Annotated in this window: 25 protein-coding genes; 15 read left to right on the top strand and 10 right to left on the bottom strand. The window is 47.3% G+C overall.

Annotation, left to right across the window (positions count from 1 at the left end; genetic code table 11):
- Positions 1 to 420: 420 nt before the first annotated feature.
- The 3 genes from WH95_RS01820 to WH95_RS01810 all read left to right on the top strand — a co-directional run bounded on the left by WH95_RS01820 (position 421) and on the right by WH95_RS01810 (position 3,730).
- A complete protein-coding gene (locus tag WH95_RS01820) occupies positions 421 to 1,005 on the top strand; it encodes a hypothetical protein (protein ID WP_046502269.1) in 585 nt (194 codons plus the stop codon).
- A 326-nt stretch (positions 1,006 to 1,331) separates the two neighbouring features.
- Entirely contained in the window at positions 1,332 to 2,639 is a 1,308-nt protein-coding gene (locus tag WH95_RS01815) for a hypothetical protein (protein ID WP_157845858.1), read from the top strand.
- Positions 2,624 to 3,730, top strand: a complete 1,107-nt coding sequence (locus WH95_RS01810) for a hypothetical protein (RefSeq protein ID WP_046502265.1) — start codon at positions 2,624 to 2,626, stop codon at positions 3,728 to 3,730. The genes WH95_RS01815 and WH95_RS01810 overlap by 16 nt, the downstream gene beginning before the upstream one ends.
- A gap of 299 nt (positions 3,731 to 4,029) precedes the next feature.
- On the opposite strand, the gene WH95_RS01805 is transcribed toward WH95_RS01810, so the two are convergent.
- From WH95_RS01805 to WH95_RS20335, 7 genes are all read right to left on the bottom strand, one after another.
- Entirely contained in the window at positions 4,030 to 5,997 is a 1,968-nt protein-coding gene (locus WH95_RS01805) for a methyl-accepting chemotaxis protein (RefSeq protein ID WP_046502262.1), read from the bottom strand.
- 190 nt (positions 5,998 to 6,187) lie between these two features.
- On the bottom strand, positions 6,188 to 6,961 hold the full coding sequence (locus tag WH95_RS01800) for a substrate-binding periplasmic protein (RefSeq protein WP_046502260.1): 774 nt from the start codon (positions 6,959 to 6,961) through the stop codon (positions 6,188 to 6,190).
- A gap of 130 nt (positions 6,962 to 7,091) precedes the next feature.
- The gene (locus tag WH95_RS01795; RefSeq protein ID WP_157845857.1) at positions 7,092 to 7,574 is read right to left on the bottom strand and encodes a hypothetical protein; all 483 of its coding nucleotides are present in this window, start codon (positions 7,572 to 7,574) and stop codon (positions 7,092 to 7,094) included.
- Positions 7,575 to 7,664: 90 nt separating this feature from the next.
- Positions 7,665 to 8,138, bottom strand: a complete 474-nt coding sequence (locus tag WH95_RS01790) for a hypothetical protein (RefSeq protein ID WP_046502256.1) — start codon at positions 8,136 to 8,138, stop codon at positions 7,665 to 7,667.
- A gap of 16 nt (positions 8,139 to 8,154) precedes the next feature.
- A complete protein-coding gene (locus tag WH95_RS01785; protein WP_046502254.1) occupies positions 8,155 to 8,712 on the bottom strand; it encodes a hypothetical protein in 558 nt (185 codons plus the stop codon).
- A 356-nt stretch (positions 8,713 to 9,068) separates the two neighbouring features.
- Positions 9,069 to 9,560: a hypothetical protein gene (locus tag WH95_RS01780; RefSeq protein WP_046502251.1), complete on the bottom strand. Its 492-nt coding sequence runs from the start codon at positions 9,558 to 9,560 to the stop codon at positions 9,069 to 9,071.
- Positions 9,561 to 9,716: 156 nt separating this feature from the next.
- On the bottom strand, positions 9,717 to 10,499 hold the full coding sequence (locus WH95_RS20335; RefSeq protein ID WP_052741708.1) for an XRE family transcriptional regulator: 783 nt from the start codon (positions 10,497 to 10,499) through the stop codon (positions 9,717 to 9,719).
- Between the two features lie 504 nt (positions 10,500 to 11,003).
- Between WH95_RS20335 and WH95_RS01770 the strand changes: the two genes are divergently transcribed.
- A complete protein-coding gene (locus WH95_RS01770; RefSeq protein WP_046502249.1) occupies positions 11,004 to 11,348 on the top strand; it encodes a hypothetical protein in 345 nt (114 codons plus the stop codon).
- Between the two features lie 7 nt (positions 11,349 to 11,355).
- Positions 11,356 to 11,916 (top strand): hypothetical protein, encoded by a 561-nt coding sequence (locus WH95_RS01765; RefSeq protein WP_046502248.1) that lies wholly within the window; start codon positions 11,356 to 11,358, stop codon positions 11,914 to 11,916.
- 35 nt (positions 11,917 to 11,951) lie between these two features.
- Here WH95_RS01765 and WH95_RS01760 read toward each other — a convergent pair whose 3' ends face one another.
- Together WH95_RS01760 and WH95_RS01755 are read right to left on the bottom strand one after the other, a co-directional pair.
- Positions 11,952 to 12,308: a Rap1a/Tai family immunity protein gene (locus WH95_RS01760; protein ID WP_046502245.1), complete on the bottom strand. Its 357-nt coding sequence runs from the start codon at positions 12,306 to 12,308 to the stop codon at positions 11,952 to 11,954.
- A gap of 24 nt (positions 12,309 to 12,332) precedes the next feature.
- The gene (locus tag WH95_RS01755) at positions 12,333 to 12,713 is read right to left on the bottom strand and encodes a Rap1a/Tai family immunity protein (protein WP_046502242.1); all 381 of its coding nucleotides are present in this window, start codon (positions 12,711 to 12,713) and stop codon (positions 12,333 to 12,335) included.
- A gap of 165 nt (positions 12,714 to 12,878) precedes the next feature.
- Here WH95_RS01755 and WH95_RS20330 point away from each other — a divergent pair, with 165 nt between their 5' ends.
- The 5 genes from WH95_RS20330 to WH95_RS01735 all read left to right on the top strand — a co-directional run bounded on the left by WH95_RS20330 (position 12,879) and on the right by WH95_RS01735 (position 16,048).
- Complete coding sequence (locus WH95_RS20330) at positions 12,879 to 13,958, top strand: cyclic nucleotide-binding domain-containing protein (protein WP_052741707.1); 1,080 nt, start codon at positions 12,879 to 12,881, stop codon at positions 13,956 to 13,958.
- On the top strand, positions 13,918 to 14,370 hold the full coding sequence (locus tag WH95_RS01745; RefSeq protein ID WP_157845856.1) for a hypothetical protein: 453 nt from the start codon (positions 13,918 to 13,920) through the stop codon (positions 14,368 to 14,370). The genes WH95_RS20330 and WH95_RS01745 overlap by 41 nt, the downstream gene beginning before the upstream one ends.
- Positions 14,371 to 14,477: 107 nt before the next feature.
- A complete protein-coding gene (locus tag WH95_RS01740; protein WP_157845855.1) occupies positions 14,478 to 15,002 on the top strand; it encodes a hypothetical protein in 525 nt (174 codons plus the stop codon).
- A gap of 381 nt (positions 15,003 to 15,383) precedes the next feature.
- Complete coding sequence (locus tag WH95_RS21225; protein ID WP_157845854.1) at positions 15,384 to 15,560, top strand: hypothetical protein; 177 nt, start codon at positions 15,384 to 15,386, stop codon at positions 15,558 to 15,560.
- 14 nt (positions 15,561 to 15,574) lie between these two features.
- Complete coding sequence (locus WH95_RS01735; RefSeq protein ID WP_046502234.1) at positions 15,575 to 16,048, top strand: hypothetical protein; 474 nt, start codon at positions 15,575 to 15,577, stop codon at positions 16,046 to 16,048.
- 89 nt (positions 16,049 to 16,137) lie between these two features.
- Here WH95_RS01735 and WH95_RS01730 read toward each other — a convergent pair whose 3' ends face one another.
- Positions 16,138 to 17,061, bottom strand: a complete 924-nt coding sequence (locus tag WH95_RS01730) for a hypothetical protein (protein ID WP_046502231.1) — start codon at positions 17,059 to 17,061, stop codon at positions 16,138 to 16,140.
- Positions 17,062 to 17,349: 288 nt separating this feature from the next.
- Here WH95_RS01730 and WH95_RS01725 point away from each other — a divergent pair, with 288 nt between their 5' ends.
- The 5 genes from WH95_RS01725 (at position 17,350) to WH95_RS20325 (ending at position 24,758) form a co-directional block, all read left to right on the top strand.
- Positions 17,350 to 18,345 carry an SEL1-like repeat protein gene (locus tag WH95_RS01725; protein ID WP_052741706.1) on the top strand — a complete coding sequence of 332 codons (996 nt, stop codon included), beginning with the start codon at positions 17,350 to 17,352 and terminating at the stop codon, positions 18,343 to 18,345.
- Positions 18,346 to 18,390: 45 nt separating this feature from the next.
- Positions 18,391 to 22,245, top strand: a complete 3,855-nt coding sequence (locus tag WH95_RS01720; protein WP_046502228.1) for a tetratricopeptide repeat protein — start codon at positions 18,391 to 18,393, stop codon at positions 22,243 to 22,245.
- Positions 22,246 to 22,295: 50 nt separating this feature from the next.
- Positions 22,296 to 23,726: a tetratricopeptide repeat protein gene (locus tag WH95_RS01715; protein ID WP_162199368.1), complete on the top strand. Its 1,431-nt coding sequence runs from the start codon at positions 22,296 to 22,298 to the stop codon at positions 23,724 to 23,726.
- 165 nt (positions 23,727 to 23,891) lie between these two features.
- Positions 23,892 to 24,302 carry a tetratricopeptide repeat protein gene (locus WH95_RS01710; protein ID WP_052741705.1) on the top strand — a complete coding sequence of 137 codons (411 nt, stop codon included), beginning with the start codon at positions 23,892 to 23,894 and terminating at the stop codon, positions 24,300 to 24,302.
- A gap of 159 nt (positions 24,303 to 24,461) precedes the next feature.
- Positions 24,462 to 24,758: a tetratricopeptide repeat protein gene (locus WH95_RS20325; RefSeq protein ID WP_052741704.1), complete on the top strand. Its 297-nt coding sequence runs from the start codon at positions 24,462 to 24,464 to the stop codon at positions 24,756 to 24,758.
- The last annotated feature ends 42 nt before the right edge of the window (positions 24,759 to 24,800 follow it).

Here is a 24,800-nt window from a genome sequence, read left to right as displayed (position 1 = left end):
GCTTGTTTTCACAAGCTGTTTTCTGCTTAGAGGTCCTGTCCGTCGGCCAGAAAAGCTATCTGAAAAGCTATCAATTCTCTTAAAGGTCTGATCTTTGGGATCCTTCTTTTGATCAAGTTCGGACTGAATGTAATACGCGCCCGGTTTCATTGTCATAAGTACCTGCCTTTACAGGGATATCAGTGTTTGTGCCTTAACTGATCTTGATATTATTTTGCCTTTGCTACTAATTAGTTAATTACCTGCTGCATTGTATATAGTTCGGCGTTGGATAGGGGCAGCGTTCATACCATCAGCTTCGTTGATGTACGCTAGACAAAACGTATCAAACGGCGATAATACCTTTGCCATCGGCAGCAGGGAAAGGCAGACTGTCGCCTGTGTTTGTTTTCATCATCCAAGGTTCTTCCAAGATTTTTCATGACAGCTTTATTTGAACTATTCCTGAAAATCGGGGCGCGGGATTTTTTACCCTTTTATCGAGAGCTGAAAGCTGCGGGTCATATCAGGCCTGATGCTGTTTCTTATTATTTTTTGCGTTATCTTTTTTACAGCTTTTTGGCCCTTGTTGTTGCCGGGGTGATTTTATGGGTGATGGGGGCGGTTGTCTTTAGCCCTGCGAATGGTTTTTCATTTAACCCTGATCTGACCATTCCGGTGATCTTTGGAACCCTGATTGCGCTGTATATCTGGTGGACCCTGATCGAAATGGTTGGAAATATGGTTCATGTTTATAGCCATGGGCGGGTGGCAAAGGCCAAGGTCATGGGGACCAAATCCCGGATGGGCCGCGGGTTCTATGTGCTGTTGCGATTTGAACATCAGGGGGAAACAATCGAGACCAGTTTTGCCAAGCAGATTGGTCAGAAAAGCTATTGGGAAGCTTTTCCCCATGATCATCTGGACGTTATCTACGCAGAAGACAAGCCAGAGCTTGTCATGCCCTATCAGGCTGATCATTTTGAGCGACGGTGTCTGGATAAAACCCGCAGTATTCCCGTGTGAGTATTTCCGTGTGAGTGTTGCCTGTGTGAATGGCGGGACAAAAATTCGGGAATAAGGGGGAGATCAAGAAAAATGAAAAAGATCTCCCTTTTTGTGGGAACAGGGTTAAGATGCATGACAAGAAAACCTATGTTTCAAGAAGATGGTGCAAACAATAGACGGCGTATGGGGGCAAAATCCGATTAGACTGACTTTATCTATGGGGGTAGATACCGAAAGTCAGCCAGGAAACCTTGGGATCAGCCAAAGGGTGACAGGGTTTCCGGGGTAAATTCGGAAAGCTGCTTTGTTTGTGAAAAGTGTGCAAAAACGGGCCGGAGTAGAGGTTGCCAGAAGAAAAAGTCAGAGTTTTAAAAGAGGGCTTGCCGTCATTACATGATATGGAAACGGATGATCTGGTCGATTATCTGCTTCGGGCACGGCAAGTTTTTGTTAATAGCCTTCGTAAAAAAGATCCCCCGCTGGATGAACGATCCCTTTTGATTGAAACTGCAAATTTTGACGAGGCCGTCAGAAGAATTCTTGCTGAAAAATCGTCCGCTGCCACGACGTCTGATCAATCTGTTCCGAAAACTGATACCGGTGATTATCAAATCGGGGATCATCAAATGCTGCACGACGGGGAGCCTAATGATCCCGATGCTTTGAAAGGCGTGTCACAAAAGAAGGACGCGGATGAAAATTCGTCGGATGATTCATCCGATGTTTCGTTGGACAGCTATCTGAGCGAGCGGGATCAGGAAGACGAAGATGTTATTCTGTTGGTCGAAAAGCCCCTGTTTGCCGAACAACCATTGCTGGAAAAGCTGACCAGACCAAGAACATCCCCCGCGGCTGAAGAGGCAACAGAAACGTTTTCTAATGATGCAGAAGCGCGAGATTTAGAGGCACAAGACAAAAAACCTGAAGTCAAACAGGGGACGGCCGATATTGGCATGGAACAAGGGGGCATTAATCTGGATGATTTTTCGCCCCTGGATGGTCGGACAAAACCTGTGACGGATCAGGGGACCAAAAGTCGCCAAAAGGATCGGGCGGGTAATTTACAAGGCAAATCACCAAATCTGCATGATGACCCAAATTTAGATGATCCAAATTTGGACGATAAGGGAACGTATGACAAGCGGGACCCGTCGCCCTATGTCTGGGACAGCGATGTTGACGAAAGGTCCGGCGGGGGTTTTCTGGGATTTGTCAGTGGCCTCATTGTCCTGGCGGTTTATATTACCCTGCCTGCGTTGGCATTGGTTTCCCCGCTGTTGACGCCAGCCATGGCCTGGCAGGAGTGGGTTAACATTTCTATCCTGTCGGGTGTTGTGTTGATCGCCGTTTTTGTTTGCGCCCTGTTCAGTCGCTATCGGTTCCGCTATGCCTTATACGGTGGTGTTGCTTTTGCCCTGCTTAGTTCCGGTGCACATTATGTTCCACAGGTCCGGAGCTTTGTCGAAGCGGAAAAACTTGTCCTGCCCCTGGCATCTGGTTACTTGATCGAAGGCTATTTCCAACTTGCCGAAGAAAGTCAGTTGCCCCTGAAGACGGGGGCGGTTCAATTACAGCCAAACGAATTGAACTATAGCCGGTTGCAGCGGGTAAACCTTTTTGTAAAGGAGGTTGACACATGGCTGGAAAATTGAACGATTTATGGATGGGTTTCCCCTTTAATAAGCTGTGTGTCGGGGTATTAAGGCGTGGCTTGTTACAATCGGCCATAGTCTCTGGTATTATTAGCATAACAGCCATGGGCGTGACGGGATCTGTTGCCCGCGCCGATATATTTGGTCGCGGTGAAGGCGATCACCAGTTTTTGTCGTTCAATACCCTGCGTTGGGACAGTGCACAGACCGATCTGGAAAAGACTAAGCAGAACGGCTTTTTGCCAAGCATTGATTACACCTATCGATGGCGGATAGAGAACGGCGGGGCACAGGCCATCGTTCAGGGACAGGTGATCTGGAATATCTTGTCCAATGCTTTTTTACCGCTTCCGCCAGTGCCCGGCGGGCGGGCGCGATTAAGTGAGTTGTCCGAAGAAAGCTGGTCAAAGCTGGCACTGTACGATGTGAAGCTCAAGCTGATCCTGCGTGATCAAGAGGTCCCCGATCAACGCTATGGCGTAGAGCTTGATTTGGGTATTCCAAACAAACCTGGTGAAAAAAGCTGGAGCATTACAGTGCCCAAACAGGTCAGTTGGGACAAGCTCTTGACCCGATATGAGGGGCCGGGGCTGAATAACGGGGTTTACCTGTCATCGGACGAAGCCAGGTCGGTTGTCGGGGCCGCGGGTGATGAAAAAGAGCTTATTGTTGAAAGTTCCTGGCTGGTATCTGCGAAAATGAGCACCGTTGCTTATTTTGATGATCTGTTGCAAAAACGGGTGGATTGGCGTGCCGAACTAATGGTGCGCACCATTGAGGCACAGTTGAATTCGCTGGAACGGATAACCGGTTTGCCCGTTGAAAAAATACGTCAGGCCTTGGCCGTGGCGCAGGTTGATATCAACCGAAATATTTCCATGATTCCCCCGGGTGTACAGCGTCTCTATGACAAGCTGAACAAGGGTGTGCCCGATCGTTATATTAGCCCCGTGCGACGCGATTATTACCACGCTGAACGGGAACGTATTCGACAAGAAGCATTGACGCAACTGGAGCAGCTTAAACCGGGGCAGGTCATTGACGATTACCCGACATGGTTTGACAGCAAGGTTCAAGAAATTGGTGAATAAAGGGCCACAGTAATTAAAGACCAGAGTAATTAGAAACCAGAGCAATTAAAGGCCAAATTCTTAGAGGATTTTCGCCACCAAAGAAATAAGGGAGTGTCCTGGACGGAAATCAGAACAAGGGGGCGCGGGGTCGCAATTCGTCACTTTTTCTGGGACACCAGATGCCCATAAAATACAGGTCAGCCCGACAACGGACTGACCTGTTTCTGATTTCAAGACTGATTAAAAGGGTCCTGCTTTTTAAGTTGTCTGGTGAGCGGGGCCAAAGACAAATGCGGCCTCATCCACCAAATTTTCTATCAAGCGGAACGAATATTGCCGAGGAACGTCTGAATGGACGTGCTGAGAACATTTGACTGATTTGTCAGATCATCAGCAGTGGACAGCATATTACCCGCTGCCTGTTCAGTGTTCTGGGCTGTATCAGACGTTTCGGTCAGATCTTGACGCATGGATTGGGCAATGCCCGCGGTTTCTTCGACAGATCGTGCAATTTCCGATGTTGCCGCGGCCTGTTCCTGGACTGCGGCGGCAATAGCCGATGCAATTTCATGCACACGCTGGATCGTTGTTGTGATACCTGTAATCGCCTCGGCAGCCTGCATGGATGCGGCCTGTACGCCATTGATCTGTAGCGCAATTTCGTCTGTTGCTTTCGACGTCTGGTTGGACAGGTTTTTCACCTCGCTGGCGACCACGGCAAAGCCTTTGCCCGCTTCACCTGCTCGGGCGGCTTCAATCGTGGCGTTCAGGGCCAACAGGTTGGTCTGTTCCGCAATATCGGTAATCAGACCGACGACTTCACCAATTTTCGTGGTTGATTCTGCCAGCTCTGACATAATATTGCGTGTTGTATCAGCTTGCTGAACAGCTTCTTGTGTGACGTCGGTGGACTGTTCAACCTGTCGACCGATTTCCTTGATAGAGGCCGAAAGCTCTTCGGATGCCGTGGCAACCGTTTGTACGTTTTCTGTTGCACGGGTTGCGGACTGCGCAGAAATATCACATTTGCCTTTGACTTCACTTGCGGCCTGGCGCATGGTCGGGGCCGTTTTTGACATGGTGTCAATGGCTTGGTCAACCTGGGATATGACATTGGTGACTTCGCTATCGAAGTTGGCAATCAAATCACGCAGGGTTTCTGCCTTTCGCAGTTGTTCTTCCTGAGCGGCCTGTTGTTCCTGGTTCAAACGTTCGTTTTCGATCAATTGATCTTTAAAGAAAAGAACGGCATTTGCCATCTTGCCCAGTTCGTTGGTTGAATCAGTGTTGGGTACATCAATATCGCGGTTGCCATTTGTCAAATCTTCCATGACAGAGGTCAGCCCCTGGATCGGACGGGATAGAAGAGTACTGATCCACCAGCCAATGGCGAATACAATAATTGCCGTGATCAGGATAACCGACGCCATGACCAGGATTGTCATCTCGGCGTTGGCCTTTGTCTGTTCCTTGGCCATTTCATAATCAGCGTTGGCAGCTTCTTCCATTTTGTAGAGCGCTGGAATACCTTCGGCATAGACGGTACTCAGTTTCTTTTGATCCTTTTCCAAGGTAAGTTTCAAATCTGCAAGCTTGTTGAAAGCGGCTTGATACTTGCCCAGAAGGTCTGTGATTTCCTTGGCATCGTTGCTGGTGATACCAGATGCTCTCATTTCTGTTCTAAATTCATCGATACGTTCCCCAATACGGCCAATATATTTTGGATCATTCCGCAAGAGGAAATCTTTTTCGTGCCGACGCATCATTAGCATCAGCACTGTTAATTCGGAATTATACAGGTTTTTCAGACGTTCTTCGACATTGTGTACGGCACCGCGAAGCTCACCACGAAGGCCTTCGGTTTCATTCAGTCCGATTTCCTCTAGATCGTGAACAACTGTTTTGAATTGTGCTTCATAGTTCGCAGACAGATTTTTCAGATCGTTGACATATCCTGTGAATTCTGGCGTGTGGGATAGAACTTCCAGCTCACTCAGATATTGGTTTATTTCCGTCATAACTTCTGCGTGTTGGCCGACATATTTTTTATCCAGACGCAACAGAAAATCTTTTTCACGGCGACGTGCGTTCAAAAGCTTTTTATCCAGGTTTTCTTCCAGTTCCAGAACATGACGTGCTTTATCCTGGTTGGAAATATATCCGTTTCTGACCTGATTACTGATCAGAAAGACGCTACCTACGGCGATAAAACCCACAAGGGAAAGAATACAAATCGCCAAGATTTGAAATCGTATGCCAAGGTTTGTGAAAAAACTTAGCTTCATGGTGTCTCCTTCACCCTGTTGTTGTTCAGGGTGTATGCTTCATTACTAGCTATGAAATCGAACTGAGGCGGCTAGATTTTTAAGGGCCACAGCAGAGGTTCGCATACTATTGTATGTTGTGGTGTGTAAAAAAAGTATTAAAAAAAATAAATTGCCAGCTAAAATTGTATCTTGGTAAGGGGATAGGGTTTTAATTAAACTGGAACGTGGCCCTGACTTTTTGTGCAGTGCCGTTCTGTTCAAATTTATCCAGTGTTTTTTGCAGGTCGTGAATAATATCGGGGTTTGTTTGGGGGTTACAAGCCAGCCACAAGCCGATTTCACGGACCGCAAAGACTTCTTCAAAGTTGGATATTTTTTGGTCCTTGATAATTTGCTGGCCTGAAATCCGACCGGTTGCCCAAAGATCAATGCGACTTGTCTGTAATTTCCGGGCGTTCGTTTCGTCTTCGACGGCGATTAAATCAAGATGTGGATGTTCATTTTGTTGCAAGTATTGGGTAAAGGCCCAACCGTCAATACCGCCAACACGATAGCGATAGGTGTCTTTCAGTGAAGAGATTTTGATATAAGCATCTTTGGGTGCATAAAAGGACCAGGCATCCTTTGCCAACGGGCCAATCCAGGTGAAATGGTCTTCGCGTTCCGCAGTGCGCCATGTTGAATAGATACAAACAGTGGGACGGTTTTTGGCGATATGATAAGCCCGTTTCCACGGCATCATTTCAATTTTTAGTTTAATATTGTTTTCATGGGCGGCAAGACGGATTAACTCGGTTGCCAGTCCGGTAATAAGACCATCTCTGCTCATATTCAAAGGGGGGTATTCTTCGGTTACCAAATGCAGAGAGCGCGCGGAATCAGCTTTGCCATCCTGTGCATGTGCTTGAACTATAATTGAAAAATTTATAATACAGCTGCAAAGAAATGTGGAAACAAGGGCGATGGTACCGAACTTTTTCATCTTCTGATCGTATCAAGAAAATCTTAATTTTGTCTTATGATATAGGTATTTGGGGGCAGTGTTGATCCTGTAAGAATACAGTTTCGCGTAAAGATTTGTACCGATTATGTACCGGGTATTAATCCAGGCATCAAGGTGTATCATTTGGTGGAACAACAAAGCTGCTGGCATAGGCATTAACAAAAGACCTAAAATCCTGCTTTGGGGATCGCGCGGGGGATTGGGGTTCCCGTGATCTGGCGGGGATATCAGGCAACCGGAAAGGCTGTGTTTTATCGGCCACTTTGTGATGACCTAAAACTTCATAGGCTCGATCCCGCTCTGTTACCGATGCTTCAATATAACGCCGGATCAGATTGCAAAGGGACGGGTCGGCACAAACTTCATAGGCCCCCTGATTATTGGCGTCAAAGCCATAGAGTTCAATTTCACCAATCAAGAGAACGTTGTCTTCGAGACCGACAGCAACACGGGCATCAAACTCGGCGGCAACCCGTTGCCCGCAAAGGTAAGGATAGGTCAGTTCCAGTTTTGCCGAGGGAAGCACAGATTGTGTAGAAGCGGGTCGTGAAGTGGGCGAAGGATGCAAAGATGCACGATGTACCTGTGTCATGAACCAGAGCCTTTTGATCATTACCGGGCAATAATTTTATCCTTAGAATCCTAGGCTGAACAAAGTATCAGATCTGAAAAGTTCCTATCGCTACTCAAAAACGCTTGGTTCTATTTCGGGGGCGTACTTTTTTCGGCGGTTGGTGAGGACGTGGGAGAGAGCTATCGCGGCGATAGACCCGATCAGGCTATAGGGAATGGCAAAGATTGCGCCAAAACCCATGAAAAAAAATGTCATTTTTACCTGTTCTACAAGCTTTGCGTAGCTGTAGTTGCTGAAATTGGTAAGCTTTAGGCCGCTTTCGTAAAAAACACCCATCAAAAGCCCCGTAATCAGAGCGGCACAGAGAGTGGTCAATGATCCGGCCCCTATGGCGCGCAGGGTCTTATATTCCGTGGGGTTTAAAATGGCGGCGGGAATGAAAAATCCGCTACAGAGGCCACCCAGGAAAATTGGGGTTAGAAGGCGAATGTCTGCGAAAATAATCGATAGTGAAAGGGCGGCAACAATACCGAAATAAAAACCACTGCAAACGCGTTCTGCAAGTGTGAATTTGGGGTTCATGGTGTGTGATTTCAGCTCAGTTGATTTTTGATTGGTTGCTCTGGCTTAAAGGTTGATCTCTGTCCGGTTGCTTAGATGTTGGCCCCGTTGTCGGTGTTGCCCCGGTTGTTGGTGTTGCCCCGGTTGTCGGTGTTGGAAGAACCCTTAAAGCTATAAGGGCAAAAAGACCGCCAAATGGCGAGACAATAGCAGATGAAATCAAAGCACCTGACAGATGGAAAAGCACTTTTAACAGATCAGAAGGTTCCTGACCGAAAAACTGGATCTTGTCATAGTCACTGGTCAATATCACAACGGTATTGATCAGAAACATTGTCAGGGCAAAGCAAAGCATGCCCCCCATAAAGGCCCGGCGTCTGGCGCCTTGCTGATCATTCAAAAAGCGGGGCAGGGCAAAATACCCCACCGTAAATGCGATCAGGAAAGACGAAAGTTGGCGGATACCAATAACATCGTCAAAGGATCGCTGTGGGTACAGGCTGTCGATCCCGAAGTCCAGGACAAACAAAATAAAATAATAACTGGCAAGTCCCCAATAGAGGCCAATAATCAGGCGGAAAACTTTGTAAGACATATGTGGTTTTTCTAATCGTCAGGATGGTAAGCAGTTATTTTCGCTAAAAAGAGTATTCTATTGTTCAAGTGTATACCTAGGTTACAAAGAAACATCCCCCATTTGGGGAAGGTGATAGAGGATTGTTTTTTATTATAATAATTAAGCGACTTTATTAAACGTCATAGTTGCCGTCTAGCAGAAATTACCTCCTTCAAGATGGTGACTTCATGAATACGGCCTCTATCTTATAAGGTATGGCATACCCGGCGGTCATATTACTTGCACGGTAATTATAGGAATAGCCCCATGGGAATAAAGAGAGGGTTTCGATTGTGATTTGTTTGAAACTTGTGAGTTCGTGTCATTAGTCGGGATCACTCAAACACATCCGGATCTATTTCCGGGGCTAGCTTTTTTCGACGTTTGGTTACCATGTGAAAAAAGAGAGATGCAGCAGCTACACCAATCACACTGAAGGGTATGGAAAGTATAGAGCCTGAAAGTATGAGAATCAGTGTAACTTTTATGTCCTCTAACAGGATTTTGCCCGGGTCGTTGCTATACCAGACTTTACTATTCTCAGAGAGGATTCCTATAGCTATAGCAATGAGGATTGCCGAACAGAAAGTGGTTAAAGCCCCGGTCGCTAGTGCGCGATTTGTCGAAAATTCGTTTGGGTTCAAAATCGCGGCGGGAACAAAAAAAACAGCACAGCAGCCCCCGAAGAAAAAAGATGCAAGAACCCTGGCGGGAGTAGCCATCAGGAACCCAATGCTGGCGAGGGCTGAAGATAATGATATTAGGGCGACGATGCCAAACCAAAAACTGCTACATATACGCTCGGCAAGTGTTAGTTTGGCGTGCATGAAGTATATCCTATTATTTTGCATAGTTTCAGAAGGCTTTTCTTGATCTATAAGATGTTTCTTTCAGGTGGCGTAAGTGGATTTTGCGGCTCATAGTTATTTTTGTATTGTTTCTTTTTTTGGGTGTGTCTTCGTTGATCGTTTTTCCTCTGGCCACTACATCCGGCGGCCGTACCAGACGACGCGGCCGATGATGTTTACCTCTTCGATGGTGCGTTTGTATTCCTTGTGATTGGCATTGTCTGAACTGATCCGCAGCAGGGGCGGGTCGGAATTGGGGATCAGTTCCAGTCGTTTGACCACAACGCCAAAGCCATCCCAGAGGGCAAAGATACCCGGTGGGGTCGGGCGCTGGTCGTTGGTATCAATCATCACGCGGTCGCCGGATACCAGTGTCGGGGTCATGGAATCCCCCTGTACTTCGATAATGCGCGCGGCGACGGGGCTGACGCTTAGTTCAGATCGCAGGTATTCCGTGGGCAGGAACCAGTTGCCTTTGACATCATCGGCAATGGCAACGCCACCCTGTCCATCGTCGCTATAGGATACCCCGGCTTCACCACCGCCACCCATGCCCCCCCGTACGGCAATTTCAGCCACTGGCTCACAGCCAGATGCCGGGGCAAGAGGACGAGCAGGGGGGGGAGAAGTCGTTCCGGCAGGTTTACGCCCTGAAACATCGTCATCAAAACGGCCTGTTCCATCAGCATCATCAGATTTGTTGGTATCAATAGACTGGCGGGTGCTGCGATTGGTGTTGAGCAACTCCTTTGGGTCACAGGACATGGCGATGGAGAGGCGGACCATCCAGACGTCGGTCAAGCGCCGATCACCCTTTTCCAGCTTCATCACCTGTGCCTTGGTCGTTCCGGCCTTGTCCGCAACCTGTTGCAGGGTCATTCCCTTTTCTGTGCGTATTTCCTTAATTCTGTTTTCCATATCATCAGCCTGACGATTTTATCCCGTTGGTATATTTCATAAACTACCGCACACACTATCTGTCACATTACCAAATCAAAAAGCACTCTGTTCTTGTGCATCGGTCTGTTTTGACCGGTCTTGTTTCGTTCGTGTCAATTCATAAGTATCCAGAATCGACAAAATAAAGTTTACAAAATGGATACATTTTTCTTGACTTCGGTTTCCACTATGGATACATTTTTCACATCAAGTCAAGCAGAAACTGAACTTATACTAACGATTTCACCGCATTCAGAAGCAATTACTATCAGACAGTTATCGCTGTATCTATTGTGTCCATCTTTTCGGTCTTCTGTCTCGCTTGAACCCGCTAAATTTGTTGCCACATAAGTTTCCAAAAAGGAAACTTTTATATGAAAATAAGAACAAATCATGAACAATTTATATGGTTTTTCGCACTTTGCAATAAAAAGTGTTCACGGATGCTTGCTTGAGGTCGCTGATGATCGAAGAGGGGGATGAATGATACGCCGGAATGATTGGCAGGATTTTTACCGCCAACAAGTTCAAAGGATGGGGGATTTAATACATTTACCATCTGTGCTGCCCCCCCGCTTTGATAATTCAGGGCTTCAAGAAGGGGATTTGCGCAAGCGCCACGTTGTCACGTCGGGCCTTGAGCCTGTCTCTTTTGCCAAGACGTCCCGTGGTTCAGACGGAAAAGACGGAAAGCACCTTTCCTCAGGACCAATCGGTTCAGGGTTAAGGGAGTGTTCTGAGCAAGCTCCCTCCCCCCAGAAGACACCCAGAAGACACCCCGAAGACATCCAGAAGACATCCAGAAAAAAATTAGAAATAAGGGATTGATCTATAAATGAAATATACACCCGCCGAAGACTTGCAGCCCGATTGTTCTATCGGATTTTCACCTGCCCAAACTATCGGGATAAAGTCGCAAGACGCGAAAATCCAGCTAACGCCCACGCCCTATGCCGTGTTCAAGGCATTGGCCGATGCCCCGGGGCAGGAGCTGCCCTATAACGTCCTGAAAACAAACAGCGGTATGGCAAAGGTGAACTCCTTTCCCAAACATATACAGGAACTGGTGGCAAAAGGGGTGATCCAATGCCTTGGCCCGCATCGCGATCGTTATGTGATTTTGCGGGTTGATCCCGCGCGTGTGGAACGGGTCAAGCGCTATGCCCGCAAGACCAGCCAGCATTCCCGCCCCGATAGTCAAGGTGGTAGCCAAAGCACAGCGAAAGAACGCAAATGCCTTTCCTGTCAAAAGACCTTTAAAAGCGAATGGATCGGCATGCGGATTTGTGGTGACTGCAAGTTGACCCCGGACTGGCAGGACCAGGACAACCCCTATACCCCCGAAGGCGACACAGACGGTTCCGGCCTGTCCGACCTAACGACGGGACTTTATTGATGCGCGATAATCTTCAGGCGGAAATTATGCTGAAACTAGCAGTCATTTTCCATAATCAATACTTTGCGTATCAGGGGGGGAGCACTCTGAGACCATTCTTCAAGATGGGCCTTAAGATAATCCATAACCTGATCAACAAAATAGCTGGTCGGATCGCCATAGGTGCAAAAATCAACCCGCTCTTTGAGGCTATCGTGAATAGCCATTATATAACCACCGCAATAAAGGCCGCCATATTCGGCTTTGGGTGTTTCTGCAGGTGGACTGCACTGGGCATAGAGGGCACCACCAGTATTGGGGCGCGGGAATGGCGTTTTATTGTCGATAGTTCCAAAGGTCGTCCCAGAAAGCAAAATGCCAGATGCGGTTATGACGGAAATTATAAGATTCATCTCAGGTGTTTTCTTGGCTTATGGTCAAGGGCAAGGGAACTTAGCTTTAATCGCAGCATCCACGGCAATTCGAGCGTTCTTTTTCTTCAACTCTGGATGCTTTTCGAAGTAATCGATCACCGCATTAATAGAAACTTTACTGCTACGAGGAGGCAAGCAAACTGCTTCTTTTTCTCTAAGATCATCTTCTGCGGCCATGATATAGCCAGCACAATAAATGCCTTTTTTTGCAGCCAAAAGGTTATCGGGTGTTGTCAGCAACTCACCTTCAAGATAGACGCGTTTACCGACCTGTTTTCCATTTTTACAGGCGTCGTAAATAAGGTCGCCGTGGGTTGGAAATGCGTTCGAATATCCGGTGCCAAGCAGTATAAAAATAAACGCGGTAATAAACTTCTTAATCACGATCTCTCCCTTATTGCGTGTGTTCGAAGACTGAGCAAGATAGCTGGTTCTGTCAAGTTCCGGGTGGCTGTATTAATGCTTAGTCTCTGGCAGACAGAGAAGGAGGTTTATCCATGAGTAAACTGCCGTGGTTCAAGTTTTTTTCCGACGGACTGGCGGGCAGATGTGGGGTTGAAGCTCTGTTCCCTTGCGGCGCGGGGGCTGTGGTTAGAGATGATTTGTATCATGCACGAGGCCGGGGGATATTTAGAGATCAACGGCAGCAACGTCACGACGTCTGCCCTTGCGTCCCTGTCTGGATCAACGCCTGAAGAAGTCACCGCGTTACTGGGTGAGCTGGAAGAGGCCGGGGTTTTCAGCCGGGATCGCAAAGGTCGATTGTATTCGCGACGGATGCTGCGTGATTTGAAAAAGTCTTCTGTGGCCCGCAGCAACGGGCGCAAAGGGGGCAACCCGTCCCTTATCACAGGGAAAACGGTTACGGAAAAAAACTCAGCTGGCGAAGGTGCTGCTTTGATTTCTGACCCAAGTTCTTCTCCTAAAAGGAAAAAGACGCCACAGGTTAAGCCTAGGATACGACAAGGGCATAAGGCCCCAGATAATAAGGCTGATATAGGGGGGGATAACAAGGCGGATATTACAGATGATATTCACGCGGATAAGGGGGGCGATAAACCCCAGAGTCCAGAAGCCAGAGGCCAGACTCTCCCCTTAACTCCCAAGGGAGTGAAGTCCCCTCATGATCAGGATGTGGATTTCGAAAAGCAATCCCGGAAAGAGCAATCAGGGAAACAAAGGCGCGCCTGTCGCCTTGATACGGATTGGGTGCCGGATGGGCGGGATCAGGACTTTGCCCGCACCCGTGGACTAGAGGAACAAGACATTGCCACAGAGGCCCTTAAATTCCGAAACTACTGGACCAGTCTTGGCGGACGCAGAGCCTGTAAAATCGATTGGCACCGGACCTGGCAAAACTGGATCTTGCGTATCCAGACCGGAAATGGATCAGCCAATAGCTATCCGGTCAAAAAGAATTCATCTGGCAGCCAATCGACTGGCCGAAGCCATTCGTCGGGGACAGCGGGTGGTGGACAACGACCGGGCGGTTTTAACCTCGGTGAAATCGGTGCTCGGGTCCTCGGTCGGGCTGAAATACAGGACGGTTTTTCCTGCGGGCGAGGGGGCGAAGAGCAGGCTGGAAGAAGTGGCCTTTCCAAAATCCATGACGCGGGAACAGCAGAATGAAGTCGCACGTATTTTGTCCTTGTCGCTGGCGCCTTTGTCACGGGTAGAGATCATGCGTGAACTGCTCAAGCTCAAGGTCAAAACCAACAGCCGGAATATGGATGCGGCGTCACTGGAACTTCAGCTAGAGGTCTATGCGGATGAACTGACACGCTTTCCCGCGGACTGTGTGCTACAGGCTTTGCAGGACGCCGGGCGGCAAAAGTGGTGGCCCGACTGGGGGACGCTGGAAGCTCTGTTGACGCCGTTACAGGACCTGCGACAGCGCTTGTTACGGAACTTGAAGGCCCGGGACAACCTGATCCCCGCACGGAATGAGAGAGAGCGGCGAAACAATGAAGGACCGGAAGCCCTGGGTTTCTTTCTTGGGGGCTTAACACAGGCTCGTCAAAGCGGGGACAAGGCTGATTAGCCAAAAGAAAGATGAAGAAGATCAAGAGAATAGTCACAGCGAACAGCCTCTGACACCGGACCGTAAAAACAACAGTCAAAGGGATGATTTTGGATATGGGAAAATCAATGAAAACAGCAAAGTCAGAACGATCACCAGCACATCATACTGCCGAAGAAGGACATATCCGGTTTAATCAGGATCAACAAAATCAGGTTGAGGAGAATACAGGTACGGTATCTATAGGCGCAATAGAGCAAAGCAACAGGGGTGGTGCCCTTAGTTTGCTGGAACAGCTCTATGATCGTGGTGTTCTTGGCCCCAAGGACAGTCGGGACCGCCGCGCAGAACGCCGCCGGGATAATGGCTTTTGGCTGATGGAACTTTACGAATTTCTCTACCATTCCGAAGGGGTTGCCCGCTATGAACCCTTTTCCGGCGGGGCCAAAGGCTATGGTGCAGAAATGAGCGATGAAGAAGCGGAATTGCGCGCCCTTTACCACCGTTACCTGCGCGGCTTGCCCGCCGTGGTCACCCAGTCGCTTCGTTTCCTGTGCAAAGACCAACAGATGCCGAGGGTTCAAACCATCCCCCTTGCCGAATGTCTGGACCAACTGGATCAATGGCGGGTTAAAGAACGGGAGGGGGGATAGCCAAAAGAATATACTAAGTTTTGTATTTATCGTAATGGTTAATTTATTTACGGGGTCGAATCGTGAATTTAAAGTGTTTAAATTGCTGTCAATGCATAATAGTAAAATTTATTGGCAAAAATTTAAAGCTTCAAATTTTTTCTAATTATCTGATATTTATTATATATTTTGAGTTTATGATGAAATTTAGAATGCTTTTGTGATGTTAATTTGTCTGTCAATATTGAAAATACATTGACTACGTGCACAAATGTGTAGAGAAGACATAACCCGAATTTAATAGCCTGTTGATAAGTAGCTGAGGGCTGGTGAGAAATTTAGTCCTTAATTAAGAATATACAAGTTACTATTCAGTTGAACAAAATATAGGGTAAAAATTTAATGAGTGCATTGACTAAAGAAGAAAATGGTAGCGCGTATGCCACCAAGCGTCGCACTCCACCACATGCGGATTATAGCGACGAACTCACTTATCAGCAATTAGATGCTTTATCTAAGGTTGTTTCTGATGACGTGAAGAAAAGACTCGTATCCATTGCTGATAAAAAGGCTTGGTAATAATCGAGTAATTTGTGACAGCTTATACCTTCTACCCTTTTAATGAAAATTTGCCGGTGCCATGGGATGTACTGTGGTGCTGGTTTCCGTATTTGCCAGATACTGTTCCTGGGCCTAAAAACAGGCCTTGTATTGTCAGGGATGTTCTTCGTGACCCTGAGACAGACGAAGTTTATGTTGAAGTTTGTTATGGTACGTCAAGAACGGAGAAAAACAGGCCCTATTGCTTTTATGTGTGTAATTCCTCTGATATGGATGATGCAGGGTTACCCCAGCAGACAATGTTTCATCTCTATGAAACTGCCATTTTACCATGGTGTCATGAGTATTTTACCCCACAGGAAGACGGCTTTGGACCGATAGTTGGTAAAATACCCAAGAGATGTCGTGATCAGGTCGCTTTTCTTGAAGAAATGATTGAGAATCCTGAGATATTGCAAAAAATGATTGAGCTGTGGAAATCAATTGAAAGCTCAAAAAGAAAATAATGATCTGCACTTTAATAAGTTTGTTCGTTAAGGTGGAGTTTATCTTTTTTGTTATGAATGATGTAATGCCGTGTTCGTCTGCGAATACATTATTGTTTCCGAAAGCTGCAACTGATGCCAACGATGGCATGGCAGATGGCTTGATAAAGTTCGGGGGTCAGGCGGTCATAAGTGGCCTGATCTTCGAGGGTGGAAAAAACAACATCATTCCAGGACCCCATACCGCCAAAGACCCAGCCATTATAGGCTGCTGCCAGTAAACGATGAGCTTCTTTGGGATAGGCTGCATAGTAGGGCGGCCTCAGGTTCGGGTGTAAGGAGGTGCCGGGCTTTCCCACCAGTGCATCAAGTGCTTTGGCAAAAACGGCGGGCCAGTTGTCATAGCCCAACCGTCCGGCCAGTATTGCAATCTCTTGTAGTATCTTTTCCAGTCGGACGGTTTCCTGCGCAAGATTTACCGCTGGCCGGGGTGTTTCCCGATCGGTTTTTCTGATGCAGCCATATCGAACTTGCCAAACAGGTGGTTCCTGTTTTTCTTGACCCCTGTTGTGTTTATCCGGGGCGTGTTTATTTGGATCGTGTTTACCCTTGCCGTTCAGCTGCCAATCCGTTTTCCATTCTTCGGTAAAGCCGGGGCCAGACGTGATCAGGGACCATGATTTTGTCCCCCCGGCAAAAGCCATCTGCATATGTTCGGGAGGGTGGTAGCCATCTGTGTTTGTTGTGTCGGTATCAGTCTGTTCTCGAGGTTGCCGGACCAGCCATGCCGCCGAAACCTTTCTATGGCGCAGATCATCTAACCAGTCGGAAAGTTTGGTGAAACGGATCTGTTCTTTGAGAGAATTATCGCTTTTTTCGTAGAGATCCACAAAGGTCAGGTCGTCTGCATAGCGAAGCCGTTTGGCCTGTGCTGCGGGCAGTTTTTTGGGCAATGGGCTTGTGCTCACCACCTCTAACGCCATGGCATTAACGGCAGACGATAACACTAAAAGCTGATCAATTTCCCCCTGCATTGACGGCTGTGATCCTTGTCTTTGATGTGGAACGGGCTGTGGTTTTTCGGTTTTTTCAGTTCGAAACAGTATGAAACCAGACAAGAGGATGGGGAAACAAGAAAATAAATTATCTGTATCCTTGGTTGCAAAACTAGTCACCGTCACGTTATTATTCGTGATCTCTGGGGGAGGGGCTAATGTCTTATTTTATCATATCTTTGCCTGTTTTGTTCTTCTCTTGTTCCTGATGCTCTTGTGCATTCGCGAGGTTGCTTGCTTGTTTGCGCATATTTGAAAAGGACTAAAATGAAACGGTTTCTCATTATTGTCGGTGGGCTTGTTGTTCTTGCGGCAGGGCTTGGCCCGGCGCTTCACACCTATTGGTCCTATCATTGGGGGCCGAGTTTGGACGAGGCTGCACAGGCATATGACATCGGTGATTATGAAACCGCGATGGATAATTATCTGCCATTTGCCCAGGACGGAACAGAGAAAAAGAACCTGATTGCCATGTTCAATGTCGCCCTGATGTACGAAAAGGGACAGGGCGTAACACAGGATTACGGCGAGGCCGAAAGGTGGTTCACCCGTGCTGCTGAGTTGGGCAATGTCGAAAGCCAGAACAGGCTTGGGCGTGCCTATGAATACGGGGATTGGGGGGACGAAGATTTTGACCGGGCATTGTTGTGGTATGGCATGGCGGCGGATCAGGGGGATGTTTCGGCACAGGGCAGTCTGGCCCGAATGTATCTGAACAGTCCAAAAGACGACGCTTTGCCCAAAGCGGTTAAATGGCTGCAAAGGGCTGTCGATGGTCATGATGCGCGCAGCGAAGCCGCACTGGCTTATCTTTACGAAACCGGGAACGGTGTGCCGCTTAACCCGGAAAGAGCTTTCAAACTATATCGACGGGCCGCAAAACAGAGCGTTCCTTTTGCCCAGAACAAGCTTGCCAATATCTATCATGCCGGGGAGCTGGTGCCACAGGATTATAAACTGGCCCACAGGTATTTCACCTTTGCCGCCGAGCAACAGGAAACGGATGCCCAGATCAGCCTGGCGCAAATGTATGCACGGGGCGAGGGGATGCCCAGGGATCTGGTGAAAGCCTATATGTGGCTATCTGTTGCCCATAGTTTGAAGAACAGGTCTAACAATGCTTCATCTGGATCATCGTCTGTTGGATCATCATCGGTGCCCCCTGCGTTGCTGTCTGTCAGACAACAGATGTCACCGGATCAGATAAAACAGGCAGATGCCCTTGTCGAAAAGTGTCTGGGGAAAACCCTGATGCGGTGTTGAGTGTTTTCCTTTGTCATAATTTCTTTTTGTTCCACAGGTTAGTCCATGATCCGCTTTTTACTTTTGCCCTTGTTTGTTGCGCTTGTCGGTCTTGGCGTATTTTTGTCATTCACCGAAAAGCCGGATGGTTTTGAAGCTTTTGAACAGGGGGATTATATTGTCGCGCGCGAGGCACTGACCCCGGTTGCCGAAGACGGATACGACAAAGCCCAGTATATTTTGGGCCAGATTTATGAACAGGGGCTGGGTGTTGCCAAAGACCCGGATATGGCCCTGAAGTGGTATCGACTTGCTGCAGATCAGGGACATCGAAAGTCCTTGGTCAAATTGTCCGAGATTATTAACCAGAAGCTCGGCCAAGGGGATAGTGGAACGGCCCAGGATGCGACAAATTCTGGGGATACGCCAAATTCTGGGGATACGCCAAATTCTAAGGGCAAGAATGATCATGATCTGGATGATAACCAGCCAGATCTAAACCCGGAAGAAGCAACTGAAACAGTAACCGAGACAGATTCAGATAAGGAATCTACTTCAGATAAGGAATCTACCGGGGGCATTTTGGACATGCTGGTGTCTCTGTTTGATGAAAGGAACGCATCAGACGAAGAAAACACCGATCTGTCATCCGACACGCAAGAACTGGTCAATCAACAATCGCTTTCTGAAAATGATCTGGAAACAGGTCCTAACAAAACGGCGGCCCCCGAAGTGATGCCCCCCGAATTAACAAGCGGTGAAATGGCGGGATCTTTGGTGGATGGAAGGCAAGCTTTCAAAAATGAGCTTTATGAACAGGCCCTGAAAATCCTTCTTCCCCATGCGATAAAGGGAAATGCCGAAGCACAGTATATGGTCGGGGAAATTTATCGGAAAGCTCTGGACGTTGAAGGAGACGAGAAAAAGGGGCTGGCATGGATTAGAAAAGCAGCCGAACAAGGCCATGCCGAGGCACAGTACTTGCTCGGGTTTATCATCGAAAACAGTTTTGGTGTTGAGTATGAAAAAAATAAAAGCATCTACTGGTATCGAAAAGCAGCTGATCAAGGACACTCGAAAGCAAGATCTCGACTGACTTTTTCGCTGTCTGGGGGGCCGTTTTTCGAAGGCTATGGTTCCTTTGTCGATGATGCCACAGGACACAAGGTATTTGAGGTTGAGAAATTTTTGCGCGTAACTGAAATGGAGGAAGATTTCAACAATGCTGATCATCTGGTACAGTTAGGTGATAGTGATGCTTTGGTTGATCTTGGTTATGCCTATCTGAAAGGGGAGGATAGGCCACAAGATATTGCGTTGGCGATAGAGTACTTTGAAAAAGGTGCTCGGGATAATACCGATAAAGCTATTGCAATGCATCTTTTGGGAGAGCTTTACAGTAAAGGGAAATCTGTACCGCAAGATTTTGATAAGGCTGTTTTCTGGTACAAAAAGGCTTTTGATCTTGGCGTTGATTTTGCTGGGAACGATTTAGGGGAATTATATCTTAACAGAACTGATATTCCTGATAATCAAGATCAAGCTTTCAAGTGGTTTAAAAAGTCTGCCAAGGCGGGATTTCATCGTGCTCAGTTCAAACTTGCCGAATATTACTACAAGGATGATGAAAACAAAGATCTGAAAGCTGCTTTTAAATGGGCCTATCTTGCTGCAGAGCAAGAAAATGGTGAAGCTCAATATTTATTGGCAACGCTCTATGAAAATGGTGAAGGGACGCCGCTAGATATCTCTCAAGCTGTTAGATGGTTTCGCCATGCAGTCGATAACGAAAATGATTTGGCCAAGGCTGCTTTGGTTCGGATTTCTGGAACGTTTCCCGATTTAATTATGGACCCTTTGGCCTCTGAAACTTTGGAGGTGGAAGATTATTACAGGGAATATTACAGAGGTGTTGATGCTTACGAAAAAAATCATCAAGCGACAGCCAAAGATATATGGTTTCGTCTGGCATCAAAAGGCTATGCGCCTGCTCAACTAGAATTACAAAGAAAGTATTTTAAGTGGTTTGACACTGAACATTTCGATCAAGTTCAATTATGGCTTCAAGAGGCTGCAGAGAGCGGCTATGCCCCGGCTCAGGTACAATATGCAAGTGATTTGGCTGTCTATTCATTTGGGGATAAAGAGTTACAACAGGTATATCACTGGTATAAGCGTGCAGCAGATCAAGGGGTAAACCGCGCTGTTGCCGAAATTATTTCTGCGCATCACTACGGAAAGGGCGTACCCAAAAGCGATAAAAAAGCTAAAGAGCTGACAATCCATTATGCACAACAGGGATCCGAATATGCCCAGTTCCAGTTGGGGTACTGGTATGAGCATGGATTTTTGGTGGAAAAAGATCTGGATCAGGCCCGTAAATGGTACCAGAAATCTGCGGATCAGGACTATTGGCTTGCCATGGAAGCAATGGAACGGTTGCAAGATGCTCAGGTTCAATCTCCGCAGAGATCTCCTGAGAGAGTAAAGAGCAAAAAAGCTGACGCGAAGTCAGACGTCGAGAAGGTTGATAATCCTGTTCAGCAAGAAAATCCAGATCCGGGACAGACGTTCAGTGATGATGAAAAAGAGAGCATCTATAAGTTCATGATTCTTGCTGTAGATTCAGGTGACTATGGCGCCGCTTTATTGGCCGGCTTGCCCCTGGCAGAAGCAGGTGATCTGGAAGCCCAAATCATGATATCAAAAATCTATGCCAAAAAAAGTCCGCCAGATTATGACGAAGCGTTCAAGTGGGCTTCTCGTGCCGCAGAAACGGGCGATGGCGCTGCTCTGACTTTACTGGCGTCGCACTATATGGCCGCGAAGGGCGTCGCACGGGATTTTGAAAAAGCCTATGAACTTAATAAATCTGCGGTCGCTCAGAAAGATCCCAGGGCTCACGTTGGTTTAGCCATGCACTATCATTACGGTCTGGGGGTGTCCAAAGATTTAAAAAAAGCGGCAGAATACTATGAAAAAGCCGGGGAGTTGGGGGAAATCGGGGCTTATACCTCACTCGGGCAGATGCATGAAAATGGTGACTTGGGGGGGAAGAATCTTGCGCGTGCCCAGCACTTTTACGCATTGGCTGCAAAGGCCGGGGATCAAGAAGCAGAGGTAAAACTGGAAGAACTGAGGGCAGTTTTGTCCAGTATTCCCAAACCCAAAAGAAAGCCTGATAACATTCCTGCGCGTCCGGTTCCCAAACAGCTTGCCAAGGAAGCCCCGATCACTGAGAGGCAAGACAAGAGCACTTTACCGTCTTCGTCGTCCTCTGGATCTCTTGCCTCGTCCATGGAAAAGTATAAGGAACTCTATGCTGCGGGTGACTATGGTAAAGCATTTGAGATACTGCACCCTTTCGTCGAGGCAAATAATCCCCAAGCTTTGTATCTTATGGGGGATATGTATTACAGAGGATTAGGGGTCGAGCGGGACATTAAACAGGCCTTTTATCTTTTTAAGCGTTCCGCAACGTCAGGTTACTCCAAAGCGCAGGCCCAAGTTGCTTTTTACTATATGGTTGGGAGTGAAACACCCGAAGATCTTGAAAAGGCGCAAGACTGGGCACTGAAATCTGCTGTTCAGGGAGATGCCAAGGGGCAACAGATCATGGGGCTTGTTCTTGAAAAGAAAGACAAGGGCAAAAAAGGCATGGGAAAGGCAGTGAAATGGTTCAGGCTTGCGGCTAAACAAGGAAGGCTTGAGGCTCAATCTCTATTAGGTCTTGCCCTTATATCGCTTGATCCACGGGATGAAGAGGGGTGGATGTGGTTACATATCGCGACTATTCGAGGCGACGAATCTTCAAAGTCAGCCGTTGATAAATCAAAAGAATATTTCTCTGAAAGCATTCTGGCAGTTATGGAGAATATAGCGCGCACCTGTATCAATCAAAATTACCAAAATTGCGAATGATTGATACTTTGCGGGTATTGTTTACATCTTTGTTTGAGGGCAAGCAGGCAATGAAACATGTCAAAAAGAATTTTGGAATGCGGATCATTATATCGTGGGTGACGATTGTTTTTTTGGCTGTGCCAAGTTTTGTCCAGTCTAGTTTCGCTCAAGATTTTGACAAGGCGCTCAGCGCCTATCTTGATGGCGAATATGCCGTCGCTCTTAAGGAGTTTTATAAGCTTGCCGAATTGGGGGATGGTGAGGCCCAGTTTTACCTGGGTGAAATGTATGGTTTGGCCCACGGGGTGGAACGTGACCTTGTCTTAGCCAGAAAATGGTTTTTGCGTGCTTCTGAACGGGGCAATTTCGATGCCGATAGTCGGCTCGCGCTTCTTTATGAGAGTGGTGTTGGCGGAGAACAAAGTGATACCTTGGCGTTATATCATGCCCGCCGCGGGGCAAAAAATAATAATGATGCATCTCAGGCTACCTTGGCAGAGTTCTATGAAAAGGGTGATGCCGGGCTGGCCCAAAGTGATGAAGATGCTCTTAAATGGTATCTGTTAGCGGCTGATAAAGGTTTTACCCCGGCTTATCTGGGGCTTGGGCGTGTTTATGAAAAAATCGGTGAGATTGATAATGCAAAACTATGGTATCAGCGCGCCATTGATGAGGGGGATGAACAGGCAAGGAAACCACTGGCCAGACTAAAGGCGCAAAATGCTGACGCAAAACAGACAGCTGGGAATAATCGTAAGGTTGTTTCTTCTTCTTCTGGAGGCACCATTGCTGTCGAGTTTCCGGATGAAAAGGCGCGGGAATCATCTGATCGCGTTTGGGAAGACGACAAGGATGATTTTTTAGTGGGCGCTAATGCCTATTTGGATGGCGATTTTTCCCTTGCGCTGGAATTTTTATATCCGCTCGCAGAAAAGGGCGTTCCCTATGCCCAGTATTATATGGGGGAAATGTTTGATCGTGGGTTGGGTGTAAACAAGAATCCCAAAGCTGCTGTAAAATGGTTCAAGGCCGCATACAAGAACGGCGTGAGCCGTGCTGGACATAATCTTGCGTATATTTATTTCACCGGAAGTGCGGGGGGTGTGGACCGTCAAACAGCCCTGAAGATTTACCACAAGGAAGCCAAGGCGGGAAATAGTCATTCGCAAGTTAATCTGGGGCATATCTATAGCACTGGAAACGATGTACCACAGAGCGATAAAATCGCCGTACGTTGGTATAGTGAAGCGGCTAAAAATGGTAACCCGACTGGGATGTATCAATTAGGCTTGGCTTATTATCACGGCCATAGCGGTGTCAATCGGGATCATGACATGGCTTATATATGGTTCTCTCTGGCAGACGAAGAGGGTGTTGAAGAAGCCCTGGTTTACAAGGATCTTCTTGCGAAACAACTGACAAAAGCACAATTGCAAAAAGCAAATAAAAGGGTCACAGAGTGCCGACAACGCAAATTTAAAGGCTGCTTTTTGTTGTAAAAACATTACTGACCTATCGTGCCCGAGGCGGGATGCACATTCGCGTTTTTTTGATTTTTTAGCCGAGCACACGGCGTTTACTGATGTTTAATTCATTAAAGTCAGGACAGATAGCGGGTGTATTTGTCTTATAGGTGATAATTTTTTTTTCATGCGGGGTTCTAAATGAAACAGTTTATTGTTCGTGCTTTTTTTCTTTATAGCTTTCTTTTTGGAAATCTTGTTCAAGCTGCTGATCTGGATAAAGGGAAGACCGCATTGATCCGGGGGGATTATCCCGCTGCGTTGACAGAATTAACGCCGCTTGCCGAACAGGGAAACGCCACGGCGCAGTATTATCTTGGCGTTATGTACAAGGAAGGGCAGGGTGTTGCCCCCGATGATGAACTATCACACCAATGGCTGACAAAATCCGCAGTGAACGGCGAAGCACAGGCCCAGATGATGCTGGGGATGATGTATCACTTTGGCTCTGGCGTTGAAGAAAATATGGACACGGCCCGCAAGTGGTACAAAATGGCCGCCGATCAGGGATTGGAAGAAGCCCAAACTGTTCTGGTGATTATTGCCGAGTGAATAGGGTGTGAAATTTTGTTGATCTATAGTTGCATAACCATGATGGGATACATTATTCTTTAAGCGTCATATGCCTACCTTCTGTTCCTGTTTTTATTCAATGCTTTAATTCTCTTTGATATCTGCTGTTTTTCTAACGCTTTGGGGGCGCACTTTTTCATGAAATATCTTCTGTCGCTGTTATGTTTTTTCTATGCGTCCTCACTATGGGCAGCTGATTTCAACAAAGGCGGGGAAGCGGCAAAACGTCAAGACTATGCTACAGCGATTGAAGAGTGGACCCCATTGGCAGAAGCTGGTGATGCCAAGGTGCAATATTATCTCGCCGTCTTATATCTCAACTGGCGTGCCGACCCGGGGGATGACCGGAAAGCGTTCAAATGGTTCAGACGTGCAGCAGACCAGGGGCATATGGCATCCCAACGTCAGATGGGGATTTTTTATCTGAAGGGCTAGGTTGTTGACGCTGACCCTGCAAAAGCTGCGGAATGGTTTTTA

This window comes from Kiloniella litopenaei, from assembly GCF_000982415.1.
Lineage (GTDB): Bacteria > Pseudomonadota > Alphaproteobacteria > Kiloniellales > Kiloniellaceae > Kiloniella > Kiloniella litopenaei.
This window is presented reverse-complemented; position numbering and strand designations above follow the sequence as displayed.

Coding starts and splice junctions, on each gene's coding strand:
- WH95_RS01795 (WP_157845857.1), bottom strand. CDS start 7,574: ATGACACAGGTACATCGTGCATCTTTGCATCCTTCGCCCACTTCACGA.
- WH95_RS01710 (WP_052741705.1), top strand. CDS start 23,892: ATGAAACAGTTTATTGTTCGTGCTTTTTTTCTTTATAGCTTTCTTTTT.
- WH95_RS01820 (WP_046502269.1), top strand. CDS start 421: ATGACAGCTTTATTTGAACTATTCCTGAAAATCGGGGCGCGGGATTTT.
- WH95_RS01725 (WP_052741706.1), top strand. CDS start 17,350: ATGAAACGGTTTCTCATTATTGTCGGTGGGCTTGTTGTTCTTGCGGCA.
- WH95_RS01800 (WP_046502260.1), bottom strand. CDS start 6,961: ATGAAAAAGTTCGGTACCATCGCCCTTGTTTCCACATTTCTTTGCAGC.
- WH95_RS21225 (WP_157845854.1), top strand. CDS start 15,384: ATGAGTGCATTGACTAAAGAAGAAAATGGTAGCGCGTATGCCACCAAG.
- WH95_RS01790 (WP_046502256.1), bottom strand. CDS start 8,138: ATGAACCCCAAATTCACACTTGCAGAACGCGTTTGCAGTGGTTTTTAT.
- WH95_RS01765 (WP_046502248.1), top strand. CDS start 11,356: ATGAAATATACACCCGCCGAAGACTTGCAGCCCGATTGTTCTATCGGA.
- WH95_RS20325 (WP_052741704.1), top strand. CDS start 24,462: ATGAAATATCTTCTGTCGCTGTTATGTTTTTTCTATGCGTCCTCACTA.
- WH95_RS01810 (WP_046502265.1), top strand. CDS start 2,624: ATGGCTGGAAAATTGAACGATTTATGGATGGGTTTCCCCTTTAATAAG.
- WH95_RS01760 (WP_046502245.1), bottom strand. CDS start 12,308: ATGAATCTTATAATTTCCGTCATAACCGCATCTGGCATTTTGCTTTCT.
- WH95_RS01720 (WP_046502228.1), top strand. CDS start 18,391: ATGATCCGCTTTTTACTTTTGCCCTTGTTTGTTGCGCTTGTCGGTCTT.
- WH95_RS20335 (WP_052741708.1), bottom strand. CDS start 10,499: ATGGAAAACAGAATTAAGGAAATACGCACAGAAAAGGGAATGACCCTG.
- WH95_RS01780 (WP_046502251.1), bottom strand. CDS start 9,560: ATGCACGCCAAACTAACACTTGCCGAGCGTATATGTAGCAGTTTTTGG.
- WH95_RS01805 (WP_046502262.1), bottom strand. CDS start 5,997: ATGAAGCTAAGTTTTTTCACAAACCTTGGCATACGATTTCAAATCTTG.
- WH95_RS01770 (WP_046502249.1), top strand. CDS start 11,004: ATGATACGCCGGAATGATTGGCAGGATTTTTACCGCCAACAAGTTCAA.
- WH95_RS01785 (WP_046502254.1), bottom strand. CDS start 8,712: ATGTCTTACAAAGTTTTCCGCCTGATTATTGGCCTCTATTGGGGACTT.
- WH95_RS01715 (WP_162199368.1), top strand. CDS start 22,296: ATGAAACATGTCAAAAAGAATTTTGGAATGCGGATCATTATATCGTGG.
- WH95_RS01730 (WP_046502231.1), bottom strand. CDS start 17,061: ATGCAGGGGGAAATTGATCAGCTTTTAGTGTTATCGTCTGCCGTTAAT.
- WH95_RS01740 (WP_157845855.1), top strand. CDS start 14,478: ATGAAAACAGCAAAGTCAGAACGATCACCAGCACATCATACTGCCGAA.